We start from the raw sequence: 26,363 nt of genomic DNA on the forward strand, positions 1-26,363 counted from the left end.
ACCGGCGCGGCGATCAGCCCCGGAGGCGTTCCGCGAGAAAGTCGACGAACACCCGGACACGCGCCGGCGTGTTGCTACCGCCGACGAAGAGCGCGTGGATATGTTCGACGTCGCCCGGATTATAGGCCTCGAAGAGTGGGACGAGACGGCCCGCGGCGATATCGTCGACGACGCTGAACGCACCGACGCGCGCGATCCCGACGCCCGCGGCGGCCAGCTGCCCCAGTGTTTCGCCGTTATTGGCTTCGATATTGCCGGTCACGACGAGCGCCATGTCTACCCCATCGACACGGAACGGCCAGACGGGTTCGACCCGACGGAAGTTGAAATTTAGGCAGTTGTGCCGGTGCAAGTCCTCGGGCTTGGTCGGGGTACCACGCCGCGCCAGATAGTCGGGTGCCGCGACGATCACCCGCCGGCTCTCGCCGAGTTTTCTGGCGGTCAACAGGCTGTCGACCAGCGGACCGAAGCGGATCGCGACGTCCGCCTGCCCCGCCGCGACGTCGACGATCGTGTCGGTCAACGCGATATCGACGAGGATATGTGGATAGGCCTCGGCAAATGCGCCGAGCAGTGGGACGACGCACAACCGCCCATGCGACAGCGCGGCACTGATCCGCAGCCGTCCCCGGGGCGCGCCCTGATCGGCAATCTGCTGTTCGGCATCGTCGAGGTCGGCCAGGATTCGACGCGCCGTCTGGAGATAGGCCTGCCCTTCGGCCGTCGGGGTCAGCGCACGGGTCGACCGCAGGAGCAGCCGGACGCCGAGCCGAGCCTCGATCCGATCGATCGCCCGCGCCACCGCGGACGGCGTAAGTCCGAGCACGCGGCCCGCCCCCGAGAGGCTTCCCTCGCGCATGACCACGGCGAAGATCTCGAGCGCGCGGGCCCGATCCGCCCCCATTCCCGTCTTTGCGTTCAAGTCAAAGGTCCTTCGTCACATCGCCCCCTAATAACGCCGAGCGCGTTGCCCTATTTATGCCTCGAAATCGAAGCCGGGTTAAGTCGCGATCGGGATCATCGGGCTGCAGATCCAGCCATGCCTGCCGCCCAATCGTCAGCGAGAGCTTTACGCCCGGCTAAGTCCGTCGACGGTCCGAACCGCCCAAATCATTAGGAATACAGCGATGAAATTGAACCCCGGGCTTCTGGCCCTGTCCGTCGGCGCGTTCGGCATCGGCGTGACCGAATTCGCCCCCATGGGGCTGCTCCCCGTCATCGCCGGCGATCTCGGCGTTTCGATCCCGACCGCGGGCCTGCTCATCAGTGCCTATGCGCTCGGCGTGGTCATCGGCGCGCCGCTGATGACGCTGACGACCGGGCGCGTGCCGCGCCGGACGCTGCTGATCGTGCTCGCGGGCATCTTCACGATCGGCAACCTGCTCGCCGCGATGTCCACGGGGTACGGCATGCTGATGGCCGCGCGGATCCTGACGTCGTTCAACCACGGCGCGTTCTTTGGGGTCGGGGCGATCGTCGCCGCCAGCCTCGTCGCGCCCGAACGCCGGGCCGGCGCGGTCGCGGCGATGTTCATGGGGCTGACCATCGCCAATGTCGTCGGCGTTCCGCTCGCGACATGGGCGGGCGATCACCTCGGCTGGCGCGCGTCGTTCTGGGGTATTTCGGTGCTGGGCTTAGCGACGATGGCGGCGCTGCGGCTGACGCTTCCCGTGCTGCCCGCGCCGACCGGCACGGACCCGAAGGCCGAACTGCGCGTCCTCACGCGCGGGCCCGTGCTGGGTGCGCTTGGCCTGACGGTCGTCGGCGCCAGCGCGATGTTCACCGTCTTCACCTATATCACGCCGATCCTGCGCGAGGTGACGCAGGCGTCGCTCGGCTATGTCACCGCGATGCTGGTGACCTACGGCGTCGGCCTGACGGTCGGCAACTGGCTCGGCGGGCGGTTCGCCGATCGCTCGGTCGACCGGACGCTGATCGTGACGCTTGCGCTGCTCACCGCGATCCTGGTCGGCTTCGCCGTGCTGATGCCGTTCAAGGTCCCGACCGCGATCCTCATCTTCCTGTGGGGCGTCGCCAGCTTCGCGCTCGTCCCCCCGCTTCAGGTCCGTGTCATGCACGCCGCCGCCGACGCGCCGAACCTCGCCTCGGCGATGAACATCGGTGCGTTCAACCTGGGCAACGCGATCGGCGCGGCGCTTGGCGGCGGCGTCATCGCGGCAGGCCTCGGCTATCCGATGGTCGCGCTTGCGGGTGCCGGGGCGTCAGCGCTGGGGCTGGTCGCGGTCCTGATCAGCGTCCGGCGCCGCGCGAGAGCCCCCGCGCCGTCGACTATTTCCCCCGGCTGTCGAGCGTCTGCGCCGGCAGATGCACGGTGACCGTCTGCGCGATGCTCGCCGCCGAGTCGGCCAGCATGACCTGATAGTCGCCCTCCGCGATCTTCCACGTCGCGGTCGCCGTGTCGAAGGTCGCGAGCAGGCGCGGGTCGATCATCGTCGCCACCGACTGGCTCGCCCCTGGTGCCAGATCGACCTTCTTGAACGCGCCGAGCCGTTTGGGCGCTTCCCAGCCCGGCGCCGCGACATAGACCTGAGCGACGGTCTTGCCCGCGACCGGCCCGGTGTTGCGGACCGCAAACGTCGCCGCGATGCCCTTGCCCTTCGCTTCAGCCTTCAGACCGTCGAGCGCGAACCGGGTATAGGACAGGCCGTAGCCGAACGGGAACAACGGCTTGCGGCCGGTCTTGTCGAACCACTTGTAACCGATGGCGGCGCCTTCGATGTCGTAATTGCCCATCGGATGCGCGTCGCGGTCGAGCTTAGGGTCGCCTTCCAGCACCGGGCGCGGCAGTTGCGACAGCGACGCGGGGAAGGTCGCGGGAAGCCGGCCCGACGGATTGACCTCGCCGGTCAGGATGCGCGCGATCGCCTCGCCGCCTGCTGTGCCCGGATACCAGGCCTCGATCACCGCGCCGACCTTCGACAGCCAGGGCATGACGACCGGCCCGCCCGTCTCGAGCACGACGACGGTCTTGCGGTTAGCGCGGGCGACCGCGTCGATCAGCGCATTCTGCGCATCGGGTAACGCCAGGTCGGGGACGTCGATCGACTCCCCCGTCCACTGTTCGCCAAAGACGATCACGATATCGGCCTTGCGCGCCGCCGTCGCCGCCGCGCGGGGATCCTTGCCGTCGAGATAGGTGACGCGGGCGCCGGTGCGGGCCTGCAGCGCGGTCATCGGCGACGATGCGTGATAGGTCTTGGGGCCGGGAAAGCCCTTGTTGAACTCGTCCGGCACGATCAGGCCGCTGGTCGGCGCGTTGTGAGAATAGACCTGCGACGATCCGCCGCCCGACAACACGCCGACATCGGCATGCGCACCGATGAGCAGGATCGACTTCGCCGTTTTCGCCAGGGGCAGCAGATTGGCGTCGTTCTTCAGCAGGACGATGCCCTCCTCGGCATCGCTCCGCGTGACCGCCGCGTGTGCGGCATAGTCGATCGTCGCCGCGCGATCGCCGCGGATAGGCGTGTCGAATGCGCCCACCGAGAACATCCCCCACAGCACGCGCCGGGCCATGTCGTTCGCGCGCGCCGTGCTGACATGGCCGTTATTGACCGCCTCGCGCAGCGCTTCGGAGAAATAGGGCGACCGATCGAACGCCCAGCCCGATTGCTGGTCGAGCCCGGCATTGGCGGCTTCCGTCGTCGAATGGGCGGCCCCCCAGTCCGACATCACATAGCCTTTGAACCCCCAGTCCTTCTTCAGCACCCTGTTCAGCAGCCAGTCGTTCTCGCACGCATAGTGACCGTTGACGCGGTTGTACGAGCACATCACCGAACCCGGCTGACCGATCTCGTTGGCGATCTGGAACGCCAGCAGATCCGACTGGCGCGCCGCCTGTTCGCCGATGCGGTGATCGATCGTGAAGCGGTTGGTTTCCTGCCCGTTGAACGCGTAATGCTTCATCGTCGAGACGACGTGCTCGGACTGGATTCCCTTGATCGCATGCCCGGTCATGACGCCAGCGAGCAGCGGATCCTCGCCGCCATATTCGAAATTCCGGCCGTTACGGGGTTCGCGCAGCAGGTTCATGCCGCCCGCCAGTTGCACGTTGAAGCCCGACAGGAACGCCTCGTTGCCGATCATCGCGCCACCGGCTTCGGCGAGCGCCGGGTTCCACGTCGCCGCGGTCAAGATTCCCGATGGCAACGACGTCCGCAGCCGCGGGGTTGCGCTGCGCTGGCTGGCGACACCGACCCCCGCATCGGTCTGCCACTGGCTCGGGATACCCAGCCGCGCGATGCCCGGAACGATTCCCGCGGATCCCGGCAGGCCATCCTTCGGAAACTCCCAGTTCTTGGTCGGCGTCTTGAGCCAGGCGGCATCGGTCGAGAAATAGCCGAAGGTCAGCTGCAGCTTCTCGTCGAGCGTCATCTCCTTGAGGATGAGATCGGCGCGGACGGACGGATCGAGACTCGTATCCATCCATGGCCGCGCGACCGGCGCATCGGTCTTCGCCGCCGCCGCCGCGGGCGCGTTGTTCGTCGTTTGCGCCAGCGCGGGCGAAACCCCGATTACACCGACCAGCACCGCGCTGCGCAGCAAGACGTTCAGGAGCGATCGGGTACCGCGCGTTATCATCACATTTCTCTCTCTACATGCCGTCTCTAGCAGGGCGGCGCATGCCGTCCCGCCTAGTCTCGTTTCGCCCGATCTAGCCCGCCATTCGTCGCGGCGTCCAGATGTCCGCCGCGACTGTCCAGGCCCGAAAGCGTTTCGACCCTGTGCGCCCTCGGGCCGCGATCAGCGGGGGCGCTGGACCGTGATCGCCTTGCCAGCATAGGTCACCGTCGCATCGGCGGTGTCGGCGTCGGTCACCGGCTTGCCGGGCGTGATCCAGCGCACGTTGATCGTGCGGGACGTCGCCATGCCCTTGAAGCCCTTGCCCTCGCGCGCACCGAGCGACAGCGTGCCGGTCGCATCGTCATACCGCATCGGAATGCGCGCAAACGCACCGCCGCGATATTGCTCGCTGCGACCATCATCCTCGTACAGGCTGAACTGCCCGTTGGCGCCGGTATAGACCGTCACCGTCACGGGTGCGTCGGGCAGGTCATCGACATGCTGGCGGACAGGCCCCATCGGCACGATCGCCCCCGCTTTCACGAACAGCGGCATGCGCGTATAGAGCGCGGGCGCGTCAATCGTCTGGCCGCCGCGATACGTCTGGCCGGACTGGAAATCGTACCAGAGCGTCGCGGCGCCGGGCAGATATACCGACCGCGAGCGTGCCTTGTAGTCGGTGACTGGCGCGACCAGGAACGCATGGCCGAACATATACTGGTCGTTGATCCGGCGCGCCTGAACGTCGTCGGGATAATCCATCACCATGCCACGCATGATGCTGCCGTCCTTGAACCACGTTTCCGCTGCCAGCGTGTAGATATACGGCATCAGACGATAGCGAAGCTGATCATACCAGAGCATCGACGCGCGCATCGGCGTGCCCTCGGGCGCGATCTCGTAAATCTCGCGATACGGGCTCTCGCCATGGCTGCGGAACAACGGGCTGAACGCGCCGAACTGGAACCAGCGCAGGTTGAGCTCGCGCCACTCGTCGAGATCGGCCGGCTTGGGCGTCTTGCTCGCATAGCGGTCCTCGAGCGCGAAGCCGCCGATATCGTGCGTCCAGTTGGGTATGCCCGACATCGACGCATTGACGCCGGCGGACACCTGCGCGCGCAGGTCATACCAGCGGCTGGCGACATCACCCGACCAGATCGCGGCCCCCTCGCGCTGCAGTCCGCCAAAGCCCGAACGGGTCAGGATGAACGGCCGGACATCGGGCTTGTACTGGCGCCAGCCGTCATAGACCGCGCCGACATGGACCAGCGGAAAGCTGTTGAAGAATTCCTCCGCCGGCCCGCGCGCGGTCGGCCCCATCGCCGCGATCCGCTCGGGGATCGACAGGTTCGAATGGATGTCCGGCTCCGACGCATCGAGCCACCAGGCATCGATGCCGAACTTGGCGAGGCTGTCGCGCATCTGCCGCCAGAAGATCGTCCGCGCCTCGGGCGCATAGGGATCATAGTCGGTATTGGCATAGCCGGGCCCGACCCAGTCCTTGTTCGCCATCTTCAGATTGCCGTCATAGGTGAAACCCTTGGCCGCCAGCTCCTTGTAATTGTCGGTGGTCGGGTAGAATTTCGGCCAGACGGAGATCATGAAGTTCGCGTTCAGATCGTGGAGCTGGTCGACCATCTTCTGCGGCTCCGGAAAGCGCGTCTTGTCGAACTGGTGGCTGCCCCAGGCGTTTTCGGGCCAATAGAACCAGTCCTGCACGATGTTGTCGAGCGGGATGCGGAGGTCGCGATACTTGCGGACCACGTCGACGACCTCGTCCTGCGTGTTGTAGCGCTGGCGCGACTGCCAGAAGCCATAGGCCCATTTGGGCATCATGACGGCCTTGCCGGTCAGCTTGCGATAGCCCGCAATCACGTCGTCCATGTCGCTGCCGGGCACGTACCAGTAATTGACCGACCGTGCGACGTCGCTGGTGAACCAGGCCGAGTGGCGATCGGCCTGGGGCAGCGGATCATTGTGGAGCAGCGCGATGTATCCGGCGTTCGGATCCCATTCGATGCGGATCTCCGCGGCTTTGCCCTTGGTCATCGGCAGATCGAAATTGGCGTACCAGGGGTTCCAGTTCTGCCGCCAGCGGTTGAGCACCTCGCGCCCGTCGACGAACACCTTGAAATAGCTCGAGCCATAGAGCTGGAATTTGTGATCGCCGGTCTGGTCGGGCGTGACGCGGCCGGTCCATACGACCCGCTGCGTCTGGGCCGCATTGCCCGCCGTATTCTGGCCGCCGGTTGCCGCCACCGTGCGCGCCTTCGCGGCCTCGGGCCAGTTCGCCTGATCCTTAATATACTGATAGTTGATCGTGGCTTCCTGGCGCGTCGCCGCCAGCTTGCCGTCGAGATAATAGTTGGCGGTGAAGCCCGGCTTGCCGTTGCTCGTCACGCGCAAGCCCGTGTCGGTTCCCGCGCCGACCAGGTCATACGGCTTGGGATTGCCGAACCGGGTGATCCCGTCATTGTCCCAAAGGATGCCGTACTTGCCGGTCGAAACCAGAAAGGGGACGGCGATGTCCATGTTGTGCTGCGCGAGTTCGACGTCCTCGCCGTTATAATCCATCTGCGCATTCTGATGCTGGCCAAGCCCGTAAAAGGCCTCGCTGGTACCGCGGTTGAACTGCTGCGACGCCGTGACATATTGCCGTCCGTCGACCGTCTTCGGCAGGAAGCGGCGCGTGTTGGCCTCGTCGAGCACAGTCTTGCCGGCAGCGTCGACGAACCGGACGTGCCCGGTCGCGAGGTCGACGTCCGCCGTATCCCGCGCCGTCTTGATGAGGACATGCCCTGCCCGCTCCGTCACCGTATACGCGCCCGCCTTTGGGGGGCTCGGCACCATCAGGCTCGTGGTGCGGGTCACGCCGATCGAACTCGTCGGGGCGGCGACGACGTGGATGATCCCGTCGCCGTGAACCGTGACCTCTACGCGCGCGGTCGCGCCGCCTGCGGGGGTCACGGCAATGCCGCCGTCGATCTTCTCGTATCCGCCGGGTGCAGCGGCGTGCGCGGAGGCGATCGCGCTGCTCGCCAGCAACAGGGTCAGGAATGGCTTGGTCATCTTACTCTCCAACAGTGCCGACGCAGCCCGCGGCGCGTCGATCGGTAACGTTTCAGCGATATGCGCCCATCGTGACGCGAAGCAGCACGGGCTCGATCAGGTTGATCCCGTAATCGGTCTGATCGCCGTTCCAGATCCGGTCGCGCACCCAGAGACCGTCCCGAAAATGCCCCTCCTCGACGCGCAGGACGAGGCCGTTTGCAGGCCCCCCCGATCGCGCGCCGAAGTTGAGACGGACATGGTCGCCCGCGACCAGGAAGACATTGGCGGACAGGTGCGCGATCGCCGCGCCGCCGACGGGCTCGTTGCCCCATGGTGCGGGCTCGGTCTTGATCCAGGTCCAGTCCTTCTGACCGAACTGCCATTCGCCCCAGGTCGCAGCGATCGTCCAGTCGCCCATCACGGTCGACCGGGGCGTATTGTCGTCGGGTTTGAAAACGCCCCAGGTCGGACGCTCGAACGCGATCTTTGCCCACTCGCGCGCCATGCCGGCGAACAGGGCATAGGGCTTGGCGATCGCGTCGAGCGTCGCCTCGTCCAGAGACCGGGCGCCGAGCGGATAGTTGACGTAGCCGGTATCATCCATCCCGAACGGCGCGTAGCCGATCGCGCCACGACCCAGCGCACCGTAGAAATAGCGCGCGAATTCACGCGCATTGCCGATTTCGGGAACCATCAGTGCATTGTCGGACCGCGCATATTTGTCGAGATATTGCGCGACGTTCTCGCTCGCACGGTCATAGATGTCTGGCGCGGCGAAATCGATCGACGGCGCTGCCGCCTTCCAGATATCGAGCACGTCCTGCTGCGGTCCGCCACTGGCGACGCCGGTCGGGTCGGGCACATTGGATGGTCCGGCCAGCGATGCGTTGACGTACATCGGGATCGGCTTGATCGCCTTACCCGCGGCAGCGATCTCGTCGACATATCGTGCCGTGTGCCAAGTGTTGAACGCGCGGTCGGCCTGCGCGCCGAACAGCGCGGTCCAGCTTCCGGCGGGCTTGCCGAGCTTGCGCGTCAGCGCCGCGGGCACGGGCTTCGCGAACAGCGCGTTCGCCGCCGGGCTATAGTCGCGCGGGACGCGGTAGCTGCCAACCTCGTTTTCGGGCTGGACGAGGATGACCGTATTCTGCGGATCATGATCCTTGAGATAGCCGATCAGGCGTACAAAGGCGCGCTTGTCGGCCTCGAGCGTCGACCGGGCGAGCGGCGTATGGACGGAATGATCCTGCCCCGCCTTGTGCTTCATCCGGGGAAAGCGACGATTGTCGAGCTTGACCCAGTCGGGCGTGTACCCCGGCGCGGTGTTCTTCCACGTTCCGAACCAGAGCAGGACGACGCGCTTGTCATGCGTGCGCGCCTCGTCGAGCAGCATCTGGACGAACGCGAAATCGAACTGCCCCTCGATCGGTTCAATCTGTTGCCAGGCAACGGGGACCTCGACGGTGTTCGCATGGATCCGCTCGAGCATCGGCCAGACCTTCGGCAGCGCGGAGGCATAGTTGCTCGAATTATTGACCTGCGCTCCGAGCATCAGGAAGGGCGCGCCGTCGACGATCAGCGCATGTCGGCCGTCCTTCGTCTCGACATGCGGCACCGGCGTCGCCTGTTGCGCATGTGCGGCGGTCACCAGCGCGGATAGCGTCCACGCAAGCAGCAAAGCCTGTCGTTTCATCGTCATCCCCTCAGCTCTTCTTGTTCCGGGCGACCGGATCGCCATAGACGACGCCGCGGCCGTCGGTGCCGATATAGACGCGGCCAAAGATCCGCGGATCGCCGCTGATCACGCGGAAGCGCAGTCCCCATTGATGCCGGTCGTCGTTGATCCGCTGCCACGTCGTCGCACCGTCGATCGATCGCCACACCGCATCCTGTCCGGCCTGCTGGCCGATCGCGTAGAGTGCCGGCCAGCGGGCGCCGGGCGCCGCCTTGCCCAGACCGAATTGCGCGACGCGCAACCCTGCCCCGACCCGCGCCCAGTGCACGCCGCCATCGACCGAGCGATACAGGTCGCCGCCAAGGTTGAGCCACAGCAGGCCCGCCGTGCCCGGCGTCGCGAGCAGCGGGCTCTGCGCCTCCCGGTTCCGGCCCTGCGCCATCGAAAGGTCAGCGGGGAGGCCCTGTGCAGCGACGGGCATGAAATGCGCGCCGCCGTCCGTGCTGCGCAGGACACGGTTGTTCAGCGTGTCGACGACGTAGAAACGGGATGGGTCGACCTTGTCGGCGACCGGCCGCAGCCCCGCCGGAAGACCCTGGATTCGGACCCAGGTCTGCCCGCGATCGCGGGTCAGGACGGGCTGTTCCGTCTCGACGATAAACGCCGCACCGTCTGCCGACACGATGATCGGCGCATCGCCGGTCCGTTCGGACGCGCCCCTGCCCGGCGTGACGAGCGGTTGCCAGCTCCGGGCCCCATCCTGCGACCAGGCCAGGCTCGCGCCCGCGACCTCGCGACTATGGCTGCTGCCACTGCGGACGACCACCGCCGGCGCCAGTCCCGCATAATCGAGCGTGTTCGTGTTGGTCAGATAGGGGTTACGGTGGCTGTTGGGCGGTGAAACCGTCAGATCGTCGTGACGGAACCCCGCAATATCGCCGAACCCCGAGATCAACGGTGCGCCCCCCGTCGGGCTGATCAGCGTGATGATCGCGGTCTGTTCGATACCCCGTGTCCAGGGCTTCCACGGCATCGTTCCACGTCGGTCGAAATCGCGCGTCTCGTACAGCGTCGCGCCGGTCACATAGGCGGCGTGGCCCGGGTCGAACGGATCGATCGCAAGCCCGGCGATCCAGTGCCCGAAATCCGCCGGGCCATCGAACGCAAGGAACGGGGTCTGCGTCACATCGCGCGTGCTGCGCTGGTAGAGCTGGTCCCAATGCGCACCCGCGTCGCTCGATCGCCAGACGGTGTCGACGGGGCGATAGCGATTGACGGTACTGACGGCGATGACGCGCGGATCCTGCGCCGACACCGCCACGCCCATATAGCCTCCCGCCGGCGCATCTGGGCGCCTGTCGGGGGTCACGTCCGTCCACGCATTGGTCGCGGGATCATATCGCCAGACACCGCCTCGCGTGATCCCGTTCGGCCCGATCGCGTTGGAAAACGTCATCGTCAGGACGCCGTCCGCGCCGAGCACGGCCTTCACCGTGCGCATGCTGTCATCAGGCCCTCCGGACACGGTGCGCCACGACGCACCACCGTCATCGGACCGGAACAGATGCGCGCCGGGGTCCGCCTGGCCGACGAAGATCCGCCCGCGATGCGCGCGATCGAACAGGACGAAACTCAGCCCGCCATGCGTTGCGCGGGGCTGCACCGGCTTGCCGAGCCCCGCGACCGAAAAGCTGTCGACCTTTCGCCAATGCGCAGCCGAATCGTCGCTTCGCCACAGGCCGTCATGGCGTGACGCGAACATCAGCGTCGCCGGGCGATGCGGGTCGATCGCAAGCCGTTCGCCAAGGCCGCGGCCATCCTCGTTGCCGCCCATCGCGAACGGTACCGGCGTGATCCGCCACCGCGCGCCACGGTCGTCCGATCGCCAGATCGCCGCTTCGCCCCGCGCCGATATGCCCGCAGCGAGATAGACGGTATCCGCATCGACCGGATCCGCGGCGATGCTTTCGATCCCCATATAGCTGCTGACGGCATTACCATCCTGCAACGGCAGCCAGGCACGCTCGGCCGCGTCCCAGCGATAGGCACCGCCCATGTCGGTTCGCAGATAGGCGAGCCCACGCTCGACAGTGCTGAAGATGATGCCGGGCGCGAAGCCGCCGCCACCGACCCGGACGTTGCGCCACGCATAGGGCGCACGAGCCGGAGAAAGCTCGGCGTGCGACGCTGCGGGACGGGGATGCGCCGACAGGGCGAGCAACGCGATCGCGCTCGTCAAGACCACCCTCTTCCCCACCAGTCCCGTCCCCTCTAGCCTCGCAACCGATAAGCTCCGGTCGCGTAGCGCCGCTGTATTGCCTGATCCGATAGCGGTAACAAGGTTTGTATGATAAATTGCGGTAATTATATAATCGCGCCGGTCGAGGGCGCCGTAGGACACAGGAAAGGATCCACCGCATGGCGATGAAACACTGGCTCTTGCCAATGGTACTTGTTGTGTTGCCAATCACCGTCGCCGCGCAGACGAGTGACGCAGACACGCCCTATGCCAGCGATCCGGTGGGTATCGTCGCCGACCCCTGCCCGCAACATCCAGCACCGGCCGATGCAGCCGGCTGGGCAGCGTGGAAACGGCATATGCTGACCCGCGACTTTGGCCAGTTGTGCCGTTACGCTGCGGATAATCGCGGACTCGCCGGCAAGACGGTCCGCGTCGTGTTCATGGGCGATTCGATCACCGACAACTGGATCCATGCCGACGCGGCATTGTTCTCGAACGGCGTGGTCGATCGCGGGATCAGCGGGCAGACGACCCCGCAGATGCTCGTCCGGTTTCGCAGCGATGTCATCGCGCTCAAACCGCGGGCAGTCCACATCATGGCCGGCACCAACGACGTCGCCGGCAACACCGGCGCCGCAACGATCGAGACGGTCGAAGGCAATATCCGGAGCATGGCCGAACTCGCGCGCGCGCACGGGATCAAGGTGATCCTCGCCTCGGTTCCCCCCGCCGCCGCCTTTCCCTGGAGCCCCGACAAACGCCCGGTCCCGCAGATCGCCGCGCTCAACGACTGGCTACGCGGCTACGCCAAAGCCAATGGCTTCACCTATGTCGATTATCACGCCGCACTTTCGACGCCGGCGGGGGCGATGAAGCCCGGCTACGCAACCGACGGCGTCCACCCGACCCCGCAGGGCTATGCCGTCATGCGCCCCCTCGCGACCGCGGCGATCGCCAAAGCGCTCGGCCGGTGACATTGGGAATTTGCGGTCCCAGCGCACTTAACCCGGCCTGAGGTTCACCGTAGCGCCCCTCAGGCCGGTGGCGCCAAGTGCGCGTGTCATGACCAAGCGATGAGACGATGCAGAGGTTTTCCATCCTCGGCGAATGTCCAGTGCTGGCACCAAGTCAGGCCTGAGGGCCTTCACGCCTTACATCGGAATGACGCGCTGAGCCTTCGCGCTCGCGGTTTCGAGAAGCACTTCCACAGCTGCGTCGCTGATACGCTTAGCCGTTTCGAGCGCAGCGGCTGGGGTAAGCACAAAGTCCACGTCTGCAGGGCCGCGTACATGGACCACAGACCCTTCTGGGCTAGCATCGCTCGGCTCATTGCTGGAGGTCATCATGAGGCTTTCCGAGGGTTTGTTCGTCACCCAGTCCCTTGCCTGGACGATCGACGTAAAGATCCGTGTATTTGGGTCGGAAATGCGCCCGGCTTGCAGATCTGCAAATCCCAACGACGACACGACGGCGGTTCTATCCGCTTTGAGGTGTCCAAGTCGCGCAACCATTGCGCGCAGCGCCTCGGTAACAGGAAGATCCCTGGGCACCGTGGCTCTGATTTCGATAATCAGCGATGTCGGCCGCCCCGAGACCAGAAGCAGTTTCAGCTCTTGCCGAAATGCCGGCTCAAACGTCGCCACCGTCGCGGCTGTCCAAACGCCTTTCTGGGTGACCGTCAGAAGCGGTAGCGCAGGCTCCAGATCGAAACGGAACATTGGTCATTCCCCCAGATAAGCGGGAGCACTCCAGCGTCTCTCAGCCAACGGGACGCCGTTGATGGTAGCTTTCGTAGACTTAAGTTAGGAAGTTCGCACCAACAATCTATATCCTTTGAGTCAGTTGCCCCCCGGCCGCCCCCGTTCCGCCTCATACGGCGGGAGAGCTTCCCGACTGGTCCGGTAATCCGAAGCGCACCCGGAAGGCCCGCAGCGGAAAGCCTGGATGCCCAGAGCCGCAATATTTCAAGGGAACAATGTCCACATGGCTAGAATCTATCTCGCGCTTCTTGCGTCGGCAATGTCCGGTTTAAATGAGCTCGTCTGACGGCGGTAAAAGCAAAAATTGGCCACTTTGTGGGCCTTCTACTTTTCTGACTACCTTACGGACTAAGGACGCTAAACCGGGATATCGTTGATTGAAAAGCATCGGCCTATAGATACTCAACGAACTCGCAGCTTAGCTAACTCGCAAGGATATTTTATAGATCGGATTTAGCGCCTCGTTGATCAATTCCGATCAGGCGTGTCTGTTGTCGGATGCATAAGCCGCGCCCGCGCTGGACCGGTACGCATTGAATCGCTATATTGACGATGCGCCAGCTTCTGATCGGATGAAGCCATGGTCTTGTTGACCCTATCTCATCTCGTGAATGTTATCGTTGTGACGGTCATTCCAGCGTTGATCGCGCGCGACGTGCCCGCGATGACTGTGTGCTACGGCGTCGACAGTGCTGCGCGGCGTATCCTTGCATGCCTTTACGCGACCATCGCAATGGCCAGCGCCGTCGCGCTGATCGGTCAGGCTTCGGGCAATACGACGCTGTCGATCGCCATCGCCGGCGTCTTGTTTCCGATGCAGATCGCCTACAAGCTGATGACCATACCGGCGGTCGGTTGGCGCAATCCGGTGGTAAAGAGCAACCTCGCCATCGCGCTGCTGCACACGGCAACCTTAGCTGCGATTTGGCACGAAGGCCTCTTGGACGCGCGAGGAGAATAGCATTTCAAACGGCAGCCACCAGGATCGTCGCCGGGCGCCTGACCGCAAACATTTCAGGCGATCAGTAGCTTCGCCTTTCTGCGCGTTAGTCTGATGTTCGCCGTGGGAAGAAAGAGGAACGGCGGCTTTCGGGAAGGCGGTTGGCAATAGCCGACATCGCGGCGCTGCCGCTTTTCTCAAAAAGGATGGAACCTTGAAAAGGCCAGATCAACGAGGCGCAATCTAGCGGCTCTCCCGCTTGCCCTTGAAGGCATTGGTGGCCGAAGCGCGGGTGCGGTTCCTTACGCCCCACTCGCACAGGGGCAGCAGAGCCTCGATCAGCGTCGTGCCGAATGGCGTGACGGTGTAATCGACCTTGGGCGGCACCTCTGCATAATCGTGACGAACCACTACGCCTGCCGAAACGAGTTCACGCAACTGCTGGATCAGCACCTTTTCGCTGATGCCGGCAACCGCCCGCTTGAGATCGCCGAACCGCCTCGGACCCGAGCGGAGATGATACAGGATCAGCGGCTTCCATTTGCCGCCCATGATGGCCAGCGCGACATCGAGGCCACAGTCACTTGCAGGGTCAGATCGCGGAACGTTCATCAAGCCTCTTTGATACTTACCTTTAGGTAGGTTCTACCCGCGGTACCAGTGCCCGTCCATATCCCGGAAACGTGCGCGACGGGATCGATCATCTTTTCCGTCGCCACAATGGAGCTTGGACATGACCGACACCCCGACCATCCTGATCTATGCAACATATCGCATCCAGCTCAGCGACGTGGAGGCGTTCCGGGATATCGCTTCGCGCATGGGGAGCGCAGCCAGACTGCGGGACGGCTGTGTATTTCTCGACGTTACGGAGGAAGTAGGTGCCGCCGGCACGTTCCGCCTGATTGAAGCCTGGCGAGATCAGGCGGCGTTGAACGCGCACCTCTCCACGCCCGATTTTCAAGCGGTATTCGAAGAAGCCGGGAAACTCGGCATCATCGACCGTCAGGCGGACGCCTATTCGATTTCGGGCAGAGCGGCGCTTGATATGACGTCCTGACCGGAAAGAACGCGGCATCCGCGTGAACGTTGTCTCGGCCGGGAGGAAGATGATGTGATCAAGGGGGTACCACGAGCGCTTGGAGCGGCTTGAAGAGGTCGCGAGTGCCGTCCTGTTCGTAGCGTCGAGCGAGAGCCGCTTCGTCGCGGGCCATGAGCTCTTCGTGGATGGTGGGGGCGCGGCGGTCTTACCGGAATTCATCCTACTGAACGATCGTCCGCGCTCCGGAATGCGACGGCCCACCGGGGCGTCCCGTTGTGGGCGTTACGCACCACATCTTTGTAGCGTGCGCGAAAGATCGGGGGCTTCCCGCGGTGCGACCTCGGCTGGACGGACGAGGCCAGCACTGCGGCAAGGGCGCTACGCGAGACTTGAGAATTCTCCACAACGAGATTACGCGACAGGCCCCGCCCCCACGGCGAGGCCTGCCGGGGCTCAGAACTGCCCGCGGATACCCAGGCTGATGCGGCTGCCCGAGGATTCGTATATCGCCGGAAAGGACGGATCCATCGTGTAGCCGGTGGTCTTCGCATTGCCGACGTTGATGCCCTGCAGCTCGACACGGACGTTGCGCGTCATCTGGTAGCTGGCGGCAACGTCGAACTGGCCATAGGCATCGCGGTAGACCGGATACATGTTTCGCTCGATCCGCTCTACATAGGCACCCTTGCGGTTGTACGAGACGCGCAGCGACAGCGGTCCCTTGTCGTAGAAGACCGTGGCATTGTAGGTCTTGTCGGCAAGGCCGATCGGCGAGGTATCGATGCCGAGGTCGGACTGACCCGTCAGCGAACTGTCGAGGAAGGTGGCGTTGGCGTTGACGCCGAAGCCGTCCGCCCAGTCCGCGACCATGCCGAACGGGATCACTGCGTTCACCTCGACGCCGCTGACCTTGTACGCGCCCTTGGCGTTGACGGGCTGGTAGACGTCGAAGTCATAGACGCCGTTGACCGTACCGTTGGCGTTGTAGACCGTCACGCCGGGTACCTCGCCGGTCAGCTGGCTCTGCACCACGCCCTTGATCTTCTTCCAGAAATAGGACGCCGCCAGAATACCGCCGCGCGGGAGATATTGCTCGAGGCCGACTTCCCACTGATCGGCAAGCGTAGGCTTCAGGCCAGGATTGCCATCGGTGTACCGGAAATTGCCGATGCTCGCGATCCGCTTGTACGCCAGATCGGTCAACGCCGGGCGGATCAGCGTCTTCGACGCGGCAGCGCGCAGGAACAGGCTGTCGGTCAGCTCGGCATGCGCGTTGAACGAGGGCAGGAATTTCTCATATTTGCCGTCGCTGGACACCGGCGCGGGGGTCAGGCCGATCGAGCCGCTCGGGTTCTGGACCTGCTGAAACCCTTCCGAATTGATCGTGGTGCGCAGATAGCGGCCACCCAGATTGACGAACAGCGGCACGGCCACGTCGAATTCGAAATCGACCATCGCATAGCCGGCGATCGTCTCTTCCTTGACCTTGTAGTAGTTCGCATCGCTGAACGGCGTGACGAAACCGTCGGGCCGGAAGAAGTCGCGCGCATAGGCGTTCGAGACCTGCGCCCAGCTCAGGTCGCGTGCCTGGTAGTTCTTCCCGCCGACGATGTCGGTGACGGTCTCGAGCGGGCTGTCGCCCAGCTTGCGGGTGTTGACATAGGCGGTGCTGCCGCGCGTCGGGCCCTGGATCTTCTCCTCGCCATATTGACGCTCGTTGGTCTTGTCGGTGTAGCGACCACCGAAATTGAAGCGCTTGAGCACCGACGAGTCAAACTGGTAGCTCAGATCGATCTGAGCGGCATATTTGTCGTCCTTGATCTGTTCGCGCGTGGTCTCATAGGCTTCGAACAGATACGAATTCGGCGCATCGTACATGTCGATCGTCTTCGGATTGCCGCTCGGGATCGTTTCGCCGCCATTCTCGGTATAGCGCGTGCGCGAGGGCGCATAGGCGACGTGCTTCAGATTGGCATAGTCGAGCGTCTTCCTGGCGCCGGAATAGCCGCCCAGCGCATTGATCTTCCAATTGCCCGTCGTCCAGTTCATCTCCCCGCCGAACTGACGATAGTCGGTTTCGTTGATATATTCCTTGCTCAGGAATTCGTGCTGCGTGTTGGTGTAGGAGACGTCGCGCAGCACGACGATGCCGCTATCGGCGAGCGTCTTGGCATCAAATTCGTGGATCGTCTCGAGCGTCGAATTGCTCGATGCCGAATAGCCGGCAGCGTCATATTCGTCCTCGGTCGTGTCGTATGATCCGAGAAAGGCGTCGAACGCCAGGCTGAAATCGTCACTCGGCTTGTACTGCACCGAGCCCGACAGCCCGAGGCGGTCCTGATCGTTCTGATAGACGCGGTCGCCGACCTTATCGAGGAAGACGATTCTGTTCTTGTCAGCGTTGGTGAAAGCAATGCCGGCGTCGCGCTGCAGCACGGCGATCGCCTGGTTGCGGTAGACGGTGCCGGTACGATCGGTCCAGCGCGCGATAGGGCGGAAGTTGATACCCGAGTTGGAATCGGTGCGATTGGTGCGCTGCTGCTTGGCGACCGAAACCAGCACGCCGAAGTCGCCAAAGGTCTTGCTGGCGAGAAACGAGAAGTTGGGATCGATCTTTTCGGAGATCGAATTATACGCGCCATCAACGCTGCCGACCACGCGAAGCCCGGGGTTGTCGAACGGCCGCGCGGTTCGGATCAGCACGGAGCCGGCGATGCCGCCCTCCTCGTCCGCCGCCACCGGCGACTTCTGCACGGTGACCGACTGGATCAGTTCGGACGCGAAGATGTCGAACTCGACGTCGCGGCCGCCCGAGCCCGAGGCGGTCGCCAGCTTGTTGATGGACACGAAGGTGAATTCGCTCGGCAGGCCGCGGACGTTGACGCGCGTGCCGAGGCCGCGTTCGCGTTCGATCGTCACGCCGGGCACGCGCTGCAGCGCTTCGGAGAGATTCTGCTCGGGGAAGTCGGCGATATCGGTGGCGATGATCGAGTCCGAAAAGCCGATCGTGTTGCGCTTCATGTCGATCGCTTCTTCGAGGCTGCGGCGATACCCCGAGACGAGGATCTCGTCGCCCGTATCGGCCTCCTGGCTGACGGGCGCCGCGACGGTTTGGGCAGCGGCCGGCGCCACGGACAGTGCTGCGGTCGCGGCTCCCAGGAGCAGGGACGCCATGCGGTCGACATGCTTCAAATTACGGATCATTGTTCGGTTTCCCCCGGTGCTGATATGCCAGTAGCACCTCGCGAGGTGATCACTGGACGTGCGACTTCGCGCCCCGAACGTGTGCGTTCGAGATTATGACAGATTTCATTTAATGGAACGGCAGTCCGCCGGCGGTGATACGTTGGCTCTAGCGCACGCGACGACTATTGATCGGGCAGACCAGACAATTCTTCATGCCGTCGCGTTGCAGCAGAAAGCGTACGCGTCGCCCGGTTTATCGCTTACATCGGCTTGTCAAAATGACGAACGCCAGCAACCAGCCAAGATCTAAAACATCGCGCCCCCAATTACCGCATCCGGCTCCAGGCTGAATGCGGTAAACTTGTGACGTGCATGTTACGATGCGGCATGACTTGATCGTCACGTCGATGGCTGTGGCATATATTCGGATCAGCACGGCCAATGGCTGGACGTGATTTTCGCGTCAGGGCCCGAGGCTCCGGAAAGCATTTCCATACCGCTAGGTGTTTGAAAACACCGCGCCTGTCATTCTGGTGCCATCAAACGCAGCTAGGGACAGCGCTTGCAGTAGAGGGTATTCCCGATGTCCAGCGCTACCTCGCTCGTTCCCCATCAAATCGTCGATTGCATGTCGACGGGCCGGTCCCCGACCGCAGCGGACCTGGACAATGTCGCTGCGCGGATGTGGCGCGAAGGCGCGCGTGACCGTTCGGCATTTTCCTGGGGCGAGCTTTCGCCCACGGCTGCCGATCGCATCGTAGCAATGCGGGCCGCGGTCCTCGCGTTGGAGGGCAGCGGTCTACGCTGAACCGCGCCCGTGCGATGCTCCGGATCAACGGGGCGTAGCCTCACGTTGCGTGCAACGTCTCGAAGAAGCGCAACAGGGCGGCATCGATCGACGATGCCCCGTCTTCGACCAGCCGTGAGTCCATGCGGACCTTGGCTGCCATTCCCGTCGTGCTTTGCGTCGCGACGGATACATGTGTCACCAGGCGCCCGATCAGGTCGAGGTCTGTAGCAGTTCCATCCACGTTCCGGCTGATGACCTGGCCGCTCTGCGCCTGTTCGCCAATGCTCGACGCGAGATCATCGGTGCCGCGAGCCATGTCCTCGACCATCGCGCGAATGTGCAACAGGCCGGCATAGGCTGCCCCGGTGCCGCGTTGCATGCCAGCTATCTGCTCCGCAATCTCACCCGTAGCGTCCGCGGTCTGCGCGGCCAGAGATTTCACGGCGTCGGCAACGACCGCAAACCCCTTTCCGGCCTCGCCGACACGGGCCGCCTCCATGGCGGCGTTCAGCGCGAGGAGCTTGGTTCGTGCAGCAATAGTCCTGATGACTCCGACGATCGCACCAATTGCGCGGGCGTCATTCTGGACGTCCGTCATATCCTGTGCGAGCCGGGCCGCGCAGTCCGCAGCCTCTGCGCTGAGATCGGCAGACAGACGTGTACTCTGGCTGGACTGACTTATCGCGCCCATAAACTGGTTCGTTGCCGCGGCAATATCTGTTGCTCCGTCGATCGCTCGCCTAACGGCTACGCCGACACTATCAAGTTCGCGGGTCGCGTCGGTCGAATGATCCTCGAGTTCGCCCGATGTCGTGGACAATTGCCCGGCTGCTCCGCGAAGTTCGGCAAGCACATTCGCTATCTCGCCTTCCAACGTGGTTGCGGCCTGTCGGACGATACGGTCACGTTCCGCCTCGGCGGTCTGTGCCGTGCGCCGCGCATCTTCGATCTGACGTTCGCGCTGAACCTCTGCCAACCGCTGCCGGCTATTATCGGCTTCCAAACGTCCACGCTCCACGACCGAGGCCCGAAAGACTTCGATCGCGCGTGACATCCGACCGATCTCATCGGTTCGTTCTGCATGCGGCGTGCGACCTTCTGCATTCCCTCCGGCGATCACCGCCAATGTGTGTTCGATGTCCAGCAACGGGCGGACAATGGTCCGTTGGACGATCACCACCGTGCCGTATGCGGACAGTGCGAACAGGATGATGCCTGCCGCGACGCTGATTGCGACCTCTTGCCGCTCCAGATCATGGGCGTTGCGGAACAGACGCTCGACCTCGACTTCCTGGGACGCGATGAGGGTATCGGCGATCTTGGATGCCATCCGCTCGTTGGGACGGACGTCATCGCGAAAGACGGTCCAAGCCCGATCCTGGCGATTCCTCGTGGCGTTGTCAGCCATGATCGCCAACTGACGTAATACGATGATCTGACTGGCGATATATGGGCTCCGTGCGCTTAACCCCGCGATCGGATTCCGAACCAGCTGGGCAAGCTGCGTCCGCATCTGGATTGACCGTTTCGCGAATTTCCCATGAATAATCGCAAGTGCGCGAGGATCGCGTTCGAGCAGCAGGTTCAGCGCGTCACGCTGCAACGAACGGCTGATCGACCGCACCTCGATCAGGTTGATCCGAACGGTCTGGCCGGCATTCGCCGCATCGCGCGCCTTCTGAACACGGTCTCTGGTACCGTGCCCGATCAGGCCCAGCAGGCACACCAGCCCCAGCATGATGGCGACGGGTACCATCAGTCGTGCGACCATGCTCCGCGACCAGAGTCTTAACGTTCGATTTGTCATAGGCGGCCGCTACGGCGCGCGTCTTAACTCTGTATGACAGATGCTGAACAACGCAGGCCGGAAAGACCTGTTCTAAAAAAAAGCGATGACGCCTGCCGTGAAGCAGCAAGCAGTCGCGCATCTCCGGACGGCGCTGGGGATGAGCGAGCGGCGGCCGTATGCTGTCGTCGAAGCGGATCGCACAAGGACGCGCTATCGCTCGTGCCGGGGGGATGAAGGCGACCGGCGGTCGCGTCCCAAGCGCGCGCTCGAGGCCGCTACGCTTGCGCACCGTCACCCGCTCCTCGCGATACAACCGATACACCTTCTTCAGGTTCATGCCTCTCCTCTCGCGCCTGAGCGGGGTCGCCAGCCGCCGGTAGCCGAACCAACGACGCTCGTTCGCGATCTCGCGCATCCGGACGCGGGCAGCATCGTCCTGCCCGCGAAGCGGCTCATAATGCCATGCCGACCGATTGACCCCGATAAGCCCGCAGGCACGCCCCTCGGAGAAACCGTGGTCAGCCATCAGCTCCTCCACTGCAGCGTAGCGCTTCGCAGACCGGATCAGTTTATTTCCAGCAGATCCTTCAGCCGGCGGTTCTTGTCCTCGAGCGCCCACAACCGCGCCGCCTCCGACACGGTCATCCCGCCGTATTTCGTCTTCCAGTTGTAGAACGTCGCATCACTAATCCCGTGCTTCCGGCACAACTCGGCGATTTCACGCCGGCCTCATACTCGCGCAGCACGCCAATGATCCAATCCCCGATAAATCGGCCTCGCCGCATCACTCGTCTCCATCTGACGAGCAAATTTACCAAGGGCATGATTTTGGGGGGCAGATCAGACCTCGTCGCATTTTCCAAGAAACGGGGACAGCCGCGACGCTTTCCCGCGGTGTCGAGGATGCCTAGGTAGCGCTGGATGCTTGCGTCGACCTGATCCATCCGGCGCCGGATCGTGAGCGGCGTAAAGTTACGGTCGCGCGCATTCACCGCGCGAAAGCGGCTCCCGTCCACCGCGACCGTGCCGCCCGCGATGAGGCCGAGCTGCCGACACAACAGCACGAACCGGCGACAAGCCGCCTGGATCGCAGCCCTTGTTCGCGTCGAAAGTCGGCGATGGTCTTGATATCCGGTGCGAGCTTGCCCGTCAGTCACATCAGCTCGACGTTGCGGCCCGCCTCGCGCTCCAGGCGTCGGCTCGACTGAACCTGATTCAGATAGCCGTAGACGTAAAGCTTGAGCAACGTCGCCGGATGATAGCCTGGCCGACCCGTCGCAGCGGCGCCGGCAAACCCCAGCGTCGCCAGATCCAGTTCGTCGACGAACACATCGACGATGCGCACGGTGCTGTCTTCCGCAACGTAGTCGTCCACGCAGGTCGGGAGAAAAAGCTGCTCCCGGCGGTCACACCCCTCGATGAAACGACCCATCCGACGTCTCCAGATGACGCCGGCAAGCATAGCCTAACAAGACGTTTCTACGCAGCCTCGGTGGTAAGCGGGCGGTCGCTTTTGAGAGACTATCGTCGCAAGTGGACGTTCGTTCAGGCGGTCGGGTAAGGGGCCAACCGGCCGCTTTCTGGTCGGACGCGGACCGTCCTGATCCGGCACGAAGAGCAACGTTTCTGCCGCGTGTTCATGCTCGCGAGACTGAGCGGAATTGGCTTATCGTCTCGCGCTGATTGCTGGCAAGGTGAACGAGGCATCGGCCCGTGTGAACGCTGAGGACCGCTCATCCAGGACTTGATCGTATCGCTATGCGAAGTTGCGATTGAACCATTTCCTGCCGGACAGACACTAACGGGCGAACAGGAGGACCGGAGTGACAGGGGTCGGGTCTGCGGTGCCGCGCGCCAAGGACGGACACGGTATCGGCGAGGCCGCGCTGATCGATCGCATCCGTGCGCGCGATCGGCGGGCGTTCGAGATGCTCTATCGCGCGTGGGACACCCGATTGTCACGCTTCCTCCTCAATTTGTTACGCCGCCCGCATCTCGTGGGGGAGGTGCGGAACGATACCATGATGGTCGTGTGGAACCGGATCGGAGGCTTTAATGGTGAGAGCCGGCTGTCGACCTGGATGTTCGGAATTGCCTATCGCCAGGGCCTCGCGGCGCTGCGCAAGCTGGACGAGCCGGTCGATGACGACCGCTCGGAAGCACTCGCCAGCGACGCCGCGACACCCGAGGAGAACAGCCGGGCGGTCCGCGTGAAGCTGGCGCTGGCCGAAGCCATCGAAGGCTTGTCCGTGTCGCACCGTGCCGTCGTCAACCTGACCTATTACCAGGACTTCAGCTACCGCGAGATTGCCGAAATCATGGATTGCCCCGTCGATACCGTGAAGACGCGGATGTTTCACGCCCGCCGCCACCTCAAGCAAAGCCTTCCCGGCGATCTGTCGGACTGGCTCTAGAACAGGACAATGACCCAGATCCTTCCCTTCCCCACCGACCGGCATGCCGAGGTGCACCTGCTGCTGCCTTGGTACGTTACCGGGCAGCTGGATGCCGTGGAGACCGCGTTCGTCGCCGAGCATCTCGCCGAGTGCGGTGCGTGCCGCGCGGATCTGGTGCAGGAGCGGCATCTGGCGGATGCGGTGGCGCGGGATACGGGTGAAACCGGCGATAGCTGGGCGGCGATGGCGGCGCGGCTCGACGCGACGGGCGGCGTGCCGGTCGCGACGGACGTGCCGCGACGCCGCACGCGCGATCCGCTGCGCGCGGTACGTCGCGCCGTCAAGCGCCCCCGGACGCTACGCTGGGTGGTCGCAGCGCAATTCGTCGCCGTGCTGGCGCTCGGCGCGCAGACGTTGACGCAGCGATACGATGGGCGGCCGGGCGCGTATCATGTGCTGGGCAACGCAAGTGCAACACGCAGCGGCAACGTGCTGGCGATGTTTCGGCCCGAGGCGAGCGAGGCGGCGTTCCGTCGGGCGCTCCAGGCAAGCGGCGCGAGACTGGTCGACGGGCCGACCGCGTCCGGCGCCTATGTCCTTGCGGTACCGGGCGGCGCGGCGCTTGCACGGCTGCGGCGCGACGCGAACGTGACGATGGCGGAACCGATCGAACAAGCGCCCGCGAAATGAACCGCGCGCTTCTGCTCATCGCGCTCGCGATCACGGCCACCCCGTCGATGGCGACCGCGCAACGCCCGGCAGGCGCGGCGGCCGCACCATCGGCGAGCCCCGATGCGATGGTGGATCGCCGCATACTGGTGATGCTCAGGCTCGCCCCGGAGCACTATCGCCCGGGCACCGACTATGGCGGCGGCTACGGTGATCCGACGAGTGCACAGGCGCGACGCCGACTGGCGGCGCGGATCGCGCGCAAGGAAGGGTTGCGGCTGGAGACCGGCTGGCCGATGCCGATCCTTGGGATCGACTGCATGGTAATGATCGTCCCCGAAGGCCGATCACTCGAGGGAACCGCCGAGCGGATTTCGCACCTGTCAGGCGTCGCCTGGTCACAGCCGCTCCACCGCTACGCGACGCAGGGCCAGGCGCCGGCCTTTTACAATAATCGCCTGTTCCGTGCCCAACCCGCGACGCGCGGCTGGCAGCTCGCGGCGCTCCACCGGATGGCGACCGGCAACGGCATCACGGTGGCGATCATCGACAGCGGGATCGATGCCGGCCACCCCGATCTTCGCGGGCAATTGATGATCAATCGCGATTTTGTCGCCGATGCCGCGACCGTGGGGGCGGAAACCCATGGGACCGGCGTTGCAGGGATCATCGGCGCGCGGGCGAACAACGCGGTCGGAATCGCGGGTATTGCGCCTGGTGCGCGCCTCATGGGGCTGCGCGCATGCTGGCAACCCGGCGGCACCGCAGGAACGATCTGCGACACGCTGAGCCTCGCCAAGGCGCTGACCTTCGCGATCGAGCGCAAGGCGCGCGTCGTCAATCTCAGCCTGACAGGGCCGTTCGATCAACTGCTCGCCCGGCTCGTCCAGATCGGCATCGCGCGCGGCGTCGCGTTCGTCGCGGCGGTCGATCCGGAGACGGGCTCGGGCTTCCCGGCGGCGCTGCCCGGCGTCGTCGCGGTCGCGGACGATGGAGTGGCGGGAACGCGAACCGGGGTTTACATTGCCCCCGGGCGGGACGTGCCGACCACGGAGCCGGGCGGTCGATGGTATCTGGTCAGTGGAAATTCCTATGCGGCAGCACATGTCAGCGGGCTGATGGCGCTCATGCAGGAATTGCGCCCCGGCAAGACGGGCCAGGCTTTCGTGTCCGCGCGCAGCGGCGGTGGCGTCATTGATGCGTGCGACACGCTCGAACACCTGGCGCGGTCCGGCAGCGCGCGCTGTTCCGTGCCGAATTAGGCGGCGGCGCGCGCGCGGTCTGCACGGTCTTGCAATATGCTCGATCGGCCTCGGCCCCGTGCCTGCGATGGCGCAAACCGGGTTCGAGATTTCCGTCGCATCGGATGACCGCTTTCGCGGACAGACGGTCAGCGGCGATCGACCGATCGGCACCGCGACGCTGGCCTATGACGATGTCCGTGGGCTTTATGCCGGTATTTCGGCGACGGTCGTTGCGACGCGAGACAGCGGCGTCCGGCCGCACCGTTCGGTACAGTATGTCGGTTACGCCAGACGTCTCAGCGGCGCGCTGACCTTCGACATCGGCATCACCAATCGGGTCTATAGCCGGTTCTTTACCGGCGATTATGCACGCCGTTTGACCGAAGCCTATGTCGGACTGATCGGGCGGCGCGTGCAGTCGCATCTCTACCTGACGCCCGATTATGACGGCCGCGGCGGCGAAGCGGCCTATGTCGACGTCAACGCGACGCTGGTCGAGCACGGCCCCTGGTCCCTGGCGGGCCATGGCGGGCCATGGCGGGCCATGGCGGGCCATGGCGGGGTCCTGACGCAACCGCGCGATCCCGGCAAGCCGCGATTCATCGAGCTCGACTGGCGACTGGGTGTCGCGCGCCGGTTCGATAGACTCGCCATCACCGTGCAATGGGCAGGCAATGGCCCAAACCATGACAGCGGACGCTGGCAGAGCGGTCTCATCCTTGGTGCGCGGCGCAGTTTCTAAAAAAGTTCCAATGGTTTGAACCGTTTTTCGCGCACGCGACACTAACGCATGTCACCGCCTGCAGCGGTGATGGGATGCGGTCGGAAAGACCTTCGAGCGACGCAAGAACGCCCATTTTCGACAGGATCCGACACACCGAAACCCGCCGCGGAGTCTTGCTGCGCGGCATGTCAGGAGAAGAAGCATGAAGATCCAGACCGATCTGCACGCCGGCAAACGCGGCGCCGATGATCCCGCCGGCCACATCCGTCGC

The 26,363-nt window shown here is 64.3% G+C and carries 18 protein-coding genes and 2 pseudogenes; 8 read left to right on the plus strand and 12 right to left on the minus strand.

All coding sequences use genetic code 11. The annotated features are described in order from the left end of the window. Positions 1 to 13: 13 nt before the first annotated feature. Positions 14 to 904 carry a LysR family transcriptional regulator gene (locus IFT54_RS10100; protein WP_192070566.1) on the minus strand — a complete coding sequence of 297 codons (891 nt, stop codon included), beginning with the start codon at positions 902 to 904 and terminating at the stop codon, positions 14 to 16. A gap of 223 nt (positions 905 to 1,127) precedes the next feature. Here IFT54_RS10100 and IFT54_RS10105 point away from each other — a divergent pair, with 223 nt between their 5' ends. After that, complete coding sequence (locus IFT54_RS10105; RefSeq protein WP_192070506.1) at positions 1,128 to 2,336, plus strand: MFS transporter; 1,209 nt, start codon at positions 1,128 to 1,130, stop codon at positions 2,334 to 2,336. Here the strand turns inward: IFT54_RS10105 and IFT54_RS10110 are convergent. The 4 genes from IFT54_RS10110 to IFT54_RS10125 all read right to left on the minus strand — a co-directional run bounded on the left by IFT54_RS10110 (position 2,290) and on the right by IFT54_RS10125 (position 11,549). Next, positions 2,290 to 4,602 carry a glycoside hydrolase family 3 C-terminal domain-containing protein gene (locus IFT54_RS10110; protein ID WP_192070507.1) on the minus strand — a complete coding sequence of 771 codons (2,313 nt, stop codon included), beginning with the start codon at positions 4,600 to 4,602 and terminating at the stop codon, positions 2,290 to 2,292. The genes IFT54_RS10105 and IFT54_RS10110 overlap by 47 nt on opposite strands. A 162-nt stretch (positions 4,603 to 4,764) precedes the next feature. Then, positions 4,765 to 7,653 (minus strand): glycoside hydrolase family 31 protein, encoded by a 2,889-nt coding sequence (locus tag IFT54_RS10115; RefSeq protein ID WP_192070508.1) that lies wholly within the window; start codon positions 7,651 to 7,653, stop codon positions 4,765 to 4,767. A gap of 52 nt (positions 7,654 to 7,705) precedes the next feature. Next, positions 7,706 to 9,328, minus strand: a complete 1,623-nt coding sequence (locus tag IFT54_RS10120) for a DUF5597 domain-containing protein (RefSeq protein ID WP_192070567.1) — start codon at positions 9,326 to 9,328, stop codon at positions 7,706 to 7,708. Positions 9,329 to 9,338: 10 nt separating this feature from the next. After that, positions 9,339 to 11,549: a hypothetical protein gene (locus tag IFT54_RS10125; protein WP_192070509.1), complete on the minus strand. Its 2,211-nt coding sequence runs from the start codon at positions 11,547 to 11,549 to the stop codon at positions 9,339 to 9,341. A gap of 206 nt (positions 11,550 to 11,755) precedes the next feature. Between IFT54_RS10125 and IFT54_RS10130 the strand changes: the two genes are divergently transcribed. After that, a complete protein-coding gene (locus tag IFT54_RS10130; RefSeq protein WP_244648822.1) occupies positions 11,756 to 12,526 on the plus strand; it encodes an SGNH/GDSL hydrolase family protein in 771 nt (256 codons plus the stop codon). A 177-nt stretch (positions 12,527 to 12,703) separates the two neighbouring features. On the opposite strand, the gene IFT54_RS10135 is transcribed toward IFT54_RS10130, so the two are convergent. Beyond that, the gene (locus IFT54_RS10135; protein ID WP_192070511.1) at positions 12,704 to 13,270 is read right to left on the minus strand and encodes a hypothetical protein; all 567 of its coding nucleotides are present in this window, start codon (positions 13,268 to 13,270) and stop codon (positions 12,704 to 12,706) included. A gap of 649 nt (positions 13,271 to 13,919) precedes the next feature. Here IFT54_RS10135 and IFT54_RS10140 point away from each other — a divergent pair. Then, positions 13,920 to 14,273 carry a hypothetical protein gene (locus IFT54_RS10140; RefSeq protein WP_192070512.1) on the plus strand — a complete coding sequence of 118 codons (354 nt, stop codon included), beginning with the start codon at positions 13,920 to 13,922 and terminating at the stop codon, positions 14,271 to 14,273. A gap of 222 nt (positions 14,274 to 14,495) precedes the next feature. Here the strand turns inward: IFT54_RS10140 and IFT54_RS10145 are convergent, their stop codons facing one another. Continuing rightward, a complete protein-coding gene (locus IFT54_RS10145; protein WP_192070513.1) occupies positions 14,496 to 14,864 on the minus strand; it encodes a winged helix-turn-helix transcriptional regulator in 369 nt (122 codons plus the stop codon). A 121-nt stretch (positions 14,865 to 14,985) separates the two neighbouring features. Here IFT54_RS10145 and IFT54_RS10150 point away from each other — a divergent pair, with 121 nt between their 5' ends. Further along, complete coding sequence (locus tag IFT54_RS10150; RefSeq protein WP_192070514.1) at positions 14,986 to 15,312, plus strand: putative quinol monooxygenase; 327 nt, start codon at positions 14,986 to 14,988, stop codon at positions 15,310 to 15,312. Between the two features lie 435 nt (positions 15,313 to 15,747). Here the strand turns inward: IFT54_RS10150 and IFT54_RS10155 are convergent, their stop codons facing one another. From IFT54_RS10155 to IFT54_RS10170, 5 genes and pseudogenes are all read right to left on the minus strand, one after another. Then, positions 15,748 to 18,498 (minus strand): TonB-dependent receptor, encoded by a 2,751-nt coding sequence (locus IFT54_RS10155; protein ID WP_192070515.1) that lies wholly within the window; start codon positions 18,496 to 18,498, stop codon positions 15,748 to 15,750. An 830-nt stretch (positions 18,499 to 19,328) separates the two neighbouring features. Beyond that, entirely contained in the window at positions 19,329 to 21,041 is a 1,713-nt protein-coding gene (locus tag IFT54_RS20720; protein ID WP_192070516.1) for a methyl-accepting chemotaxis protein, read from the minus strand. Between the two features lie 313 nt (positions 21,042 to 21,354). Then, positions 21,355 to 21,585 (minus strand): annotated as a pseudogene (locus IFT54_RS21005) (IS3 family transposase); the annotation flags it as partial. Positions 21,586 to 21,623: 38 nt separating this feature from the next. Then, positions 21,624 to 21,776, minus strand: a complete 153-nt coding sequence (locus tag IFT54_RS10165) for a transposase (RefSeq protein ID WP_334010727.1) — start codon at positions 21,774 to 21,776, stop codon at positions 21,624 to 21,626. Between the two features lie 164 nt (positions 21,777 to 21,940). Next, a pseudogene (locus IFT54_RS10170) lies at positions 21,941 to 22,491 on the minus strand (transposase); the annotation flags it as partial. Between the two features lie 412 nt (positions 22,492 to 22,903). On the opposite strand from IFT54_RS10170, the gene IFT54_RS10175 reads away from it, so the two are divergent. The 4 genes from IFT54_RS10175 (at position 22,904) to IFT54_RS10190 (ending at position 26,110) form a co-directional block, all read left to right on the plus strand. After that, positions 22,904 to 23,473, plus strand: a complete 570-nt coding sequence (locus IFT54_RS10175) for an RNA polymerase sigma factor (protein WP_342354800.1) — start codon at positions 22,904 to 22,906, stop codon at positions 23,471 to 23,473. A gap of 9 nt (positions 23,474 to 23,482) precedes the next feature. Continuing rightward, positions 23,483 to 24,145, plus strand: coding sequence for a zf-HC2 domain-containing protein (locus tag IFT54_RS10180; RefSeq protein ID WP_192070518.1), 663 nt, complete (start codon positions 23,483 to 23,485; stop codon positions 24,143 to 24,145). Further along, positions 24,142 to 25,386, plus strand: coding sequence for a S8 family peptidase (locus tag IFT54_RS10185; protein ID WP_192070519.1), 1,245 nt, complete (start codon positions 24,142 to 24,144; stop codon positions 25,384 to 25,386). Before IFT54_RS10180 ends, IFT54_RS10185 begins: the two co-directional genes overlap by 4 nt. 67 nt (positions 25,387 to 25,453) lie before the next feature. Next, the gene (locus tag IFT54_RS10190; protein ID WP_192070520.1) at positions 25,454 to 26,110 is read left to right on the plus strand and encodes a TorF family putative porin; all 657 of its coding nucleotides are present in this window, start codon (positions 25,454 to 25,456) and stop codon (positions 26,108 to 26,110) included. Positions 26,111 to 26,363 lie beyond the last annotated feature (253 nt).

Origin of the sequence: Sphingomonas sp. CFBP 13714, assembly GCF_014842205.1 — a bacterium.
GTDB lineage: Bacteria > Pseudomonadota > Alphaproteobacteria > Sphingomonadales > Sphingomonadaceae > Sphingomonas > Sphingomonas aerolata.

What these genes read in the sequence shown, in the direction of transcription:
- IFT54_RS10100 (WP_192070566.1), bottom strand. Translation starts at nt 904, where the DNA reads ATGGGGGCGGATCGGGCCCGCGCGCTCGAGATCTTCGCCGTGGTCATG.
- IFT54_RS10130 (WP_244648822.1), top strand. Translation starts at nt 11,756, where the DNA reads ATGGTACTTGTTGTGTTGCCAATCACCGTCGCCGCGCAGACGAGTGAC.
- IFT54_RS10155 (WP_192070515.1), bottom strand. Translation starts at nt 18,498, where the DNA reads ATGATCCGTAATTTGAAGCATGTCGACCGCATGGCGTCCCTGCTCCTG.
- IFT54_RS10110 (WP_192070507.1), bottom strand. Translation starts at nt 4,602, where the DNA reads ATGATAACGCGCGGTACCCGATCGCTCCTGAACGTCTTGCTGCGCAGC.
- IFT54_RS10115 (WP_192070508.1), bottom strand. Translation starts at nt 7,653, where the DNA reads ATGACCAAGCCATTCCTGACCCTGTTGCTGGCGAGCAGCGCGATCGCC.
- IFT54_RS10150 (WP_192070514.1), top strand. Translation starts at nt 14,986, where the DNA reads ATGACCGACACCCCGACCATCCTGATCTATGCAACATATCGCATCCAG.
- IFT54_RS10190 (WP_192070520.1), top strand. Translation starts at nt 25,454, where the DNA reads ATGGCGCAAACCGGGTTCGAGATTTCCGTCGCATCGGATGACCGCTTT.
- IFT54_RS10120 (WP_192070567.1), bottom strand. Translation starts at nt 9,328, where the DNA reads ATGAAACGACAGGCTTTGCTGCTTGCGTGGACGCTATCCGCGCTGGTG.
- IFT54_RS10180 (WP_192070518.1), top strand. Translation starts at nt 23,483, where the DNA reads ATGACCCAGATCCTTCCCTTCCCCACCGACCGGCATGCCGAGGTGCAC.
- IFT54_RS10135 (WP_192070511.1), bottom strand. Translation starts at nt 13,270, where the DNA reads ATGTTCCGTTTCGATCTGGAGCCTGCGCTACCGCTTCTGACGGTCACC.
- IFT54_RS20720 (WP_192070516.1), bottom strand. Translation starts at nt 21,041, where the DNA reads ATGGTCGCACGACTGATGGTACCCGTCGCCATCATGCTGGGGCTGGTG.
- IFT54_RS10105 (WP_192070506.1), top strand. Translation starts at nt 1,128, where the DNA reads ATGAAATTGAACCCCGGGCTTCTGGCCCTGTCCGTCGGCGCGTTCGGC.
- IFT54_RS10185 (WP_192070519.1), top strand. Translation starts at nt 24,142, where the DNA reads ATGAACCGCGCGCTTCTGCTCATCGCGCTCGCGATCACGGCCACCCCG.
- IFT54_RS10145 (WP_192070513.1), bottom strand. Translation starts at nt 14,864, where the DNA reads ATGAACGTTCCGCGATCTGACCCTGCAAGTGACTGTGGCCTCGATGTC.